Origin of the sequence: Shewanella sp. GutDb-MelDb, from assembly GCF_002836075.1 — a bacterium.
GTDB lineage: Bacteria > Pseudomonadota > Gammaproteobacteria > Enterobacterales > Shewanellaceae > Shewanella.
In genome coordinates this window covers 1-2,567 of sequence record NZ_PJBM01000053.1, presented here as the reverse complement: position 1 = coordinate 2,567, position 2,567 = coordinate 1, and the positions used below count along the sequence as shown (strand labels likewise).

2 protein-coding genes and 1 pseudogene are annotated in these 2,567 nt (G+C 35.8%); all 3 read left to right on the top strand.

The genetic code is table 11. The annotated features are described in order from the left end of the window. The first annotated feature begins 750 nt into the window (after window positions 1-750). On the top strand, window positions 751-1,179 hold the full coding sequence (locus tag CXF82_RS01155) for a hypothetical protein (RefSeq protein WP_102039644.1): 429 nt from the start codon (window positions 751-753) through the stop codon (window positions 1,177-1,179). Window positions 1,180-1,367: 188 nt separating this feature from the next. Beyond that, window positions 1,368-1,508: pseudogene (locus CXF82_RS22740) on the top strand (IS6 family transposase); the annotation flags it as partial. Window positions 1,509-1,930: 422 nt separating this feature from the next. Then, a partial coding sequence (locus tag CXF82_RS01150; RefSeq protein WP_219621761.1) for a hypothetical protein occupies window positions 1,931-2,567 on the top strand: 637 nt, incomplete at its 3' end.

The following is a 2,567-nucleotide window of genomic DNA, read 5'->3' as shown; positions in this document are numbered from 1 at the left end:
TAACTAGGAATAACCAAAGTTCACAGGTTTTGCGTTTCTAAGTTAACCTACGTCCAAATCTAGGCGTTAGATGGTTGATGCTGCAAGTAAAATGCATAGAATTAGTCAGAACGCCTCACATCCAGGCAGTTGATAACTGGTGTTATTTTAGTCAATAAGGGCAACTACTATTGCCATCACAGATTGATTTTGCCCTCTACACCTCTTGATCGTACTTTATATATCTCAAATTCAAATTAATTTTGTGCTATACCAGTTTTTATCGATTCGTGACAGTAGAAGTTCTAGCTCTTGTTTACGGGTAAGGTACTCGGCTTGATTGAAGTGCTTTAAGTCGAGTATTTTAATAGTGTAATCGAAAAACATGATAGGGAAGTGCAAAGTCATCGGCATCTGTGTCGGGAATGGAAATCTGATCAGAAGTAATAGCAATAAAGTGCTGTTTATCTTAAAAAGTCCTAACTTATCCAAGTTAGGACTTTAGTCGTTGGGTGTAGTTAGGTTTAATAGAGACATTAATTGAAATCGCTAACCTTCTGGCTTAATTAAGTAATTAAGTTTTACGATGTAACGGCTGTCTTGGTTATAGGATTATTTATTAAAATGTAGCCATCCAAACAGTGTTGGCAGTTAGAGATGCATTCAGCATGGTGGTTTTAAGTATTTAAAGGTTTCACAAACACCGTGTTCAAGTTTATGAATGCATAAGGGAACTAACAGGGGTATGGCTGTATGAAGTTTGTTGTTTGAATGAAAATAATAATTGTTAGTGAGTATGACCTTATAGCGAGCTGTCAAAAAAAAGTATTTCTAGATATCCTCGGAACAGATCGAGTGAATGTTGTAAGGTTAAGTCATAGTCAATTGAGGCATTCTCAATCAACATTGTTACTAGAAAGTGCTGATGTTATTTTTTATGATATGGACTCAACTACAAAGTCTGCAGTGCAACAATTTGAGGCAATGATTTTTTTAATAGAAAATATATGTGCAGGCCAGTCATCTTCATTATTATTGACATCAACAGAACAACAGTTGAAAGGATTGCCTATAATACCTATAACAGATGATTCATTAATATTAAAACCTTTCTCCCTTCTTACGCTAAAGCAATTTATAAAAGAGAAGACTGTGAACATATTAAATAAAAGTAACGCCAGAGATGCTGAGCAAATATAGGTTCAGTAGTTGGTAACCCTAGTTTTGTAGACACTTCATAGAGCTCAGTGGACTGTCCTGAGTCTTATGGGCTAAAAATACTGAATAACACATTTTAATCACATTAAGAAAGGTAATTCTAATGTTTATCTCCACCCTACAATTTGACTTTGTTTCTAAGTGATAATGGGTCTGTAGTGATTTATTAGAGCGGGGCCGATGGTGCGGCATTAGAAACTGCCAATTCTCGTCTTTGGTTATCCGGATATTTGCTGTGTATAATAGAAGTATTATCGGTAAAATATCTGCTTAACATCCTAGAGTTAAGCCACCGTAAAGTTAACGGAAAGAGAGTTCAGCCTCAATGCTTAAACTGGTATTTATGTGAAGAAGCGGAGCCTTCTCTTGTCGGTATTAAACTTTGACCCATGATTAAGCTAAGTCAGATAAACTTAACATAAAATATTACTTAGTGGGACCAATGTTATTCTTTAGCGCTATAGTTGTATTAGAGTCCGCTCCCTCTATTCTTAATGAGACATCTCATTTTGCGACAGAACTTTTTTAGTACCAAGGGGCTGTATATAAAATGTCGAACAAGCAATTATTTCAATAGAATACTATAGTTATATTTTTTAGTCCCAGTGTAGAGGAAAGGACAATCAGCAACTTAAAGCGTAACATTATCTGGCTTATATTCATTACCATTGCTAGCTTTGCTATAACACAGTTTTCAGCAACTCGGCTGTCCCTTGCAGTGGTTAATTTTTGGATGGAACGAGATTCAGCACAATACATAGCTAGAAAAAAACTCAACTTCGCGCGTGTAAACCAGCTCCTTTCGGGTTTAGTGTTGCCTAACAACTGCTCTAATGATGTCCGCCAAGCTTTAAGAAAAATTGATTATTCTGAGCCTGAACTCAAGTTTGTAGGTGTGGTGCTTGATAAGCAAACCTTATGTACAAGTAATGGTATTGTTTCTCATAATTCTAAACTAAACCCGACTACATATCCTTTGATACGCTACGTTTCAGAAGTAACAGGTCAGGAAGAAATTGCAATCATGATAAAAGGAACTAGCAACAAGTATATTGTTTTTTTGAATAAAGTAAGACTAAGAGACTATTTCTCTTTTAATTGCCAGTCATGTATGTCCTATCAGCTCAAGCTTATAGACGAGGCACCTCCTCTTCGACAAGATTCAACATGGTTTGTTATTGAGCATGACTATGGCCTGGCCAGAGGTTATATCATTGTTTCTAATGAACTAAAATCGCAGGTTAATAAAGAGTACTTCTGGATTTATTTTTTGATATATTTCGTGATTTTCAGCTTATGTATCACTACTTATAACTTATTTCGCAATAGAAGCCAGAGTGTTGAAGCGCTATTGATTCAAGCCGCTAACA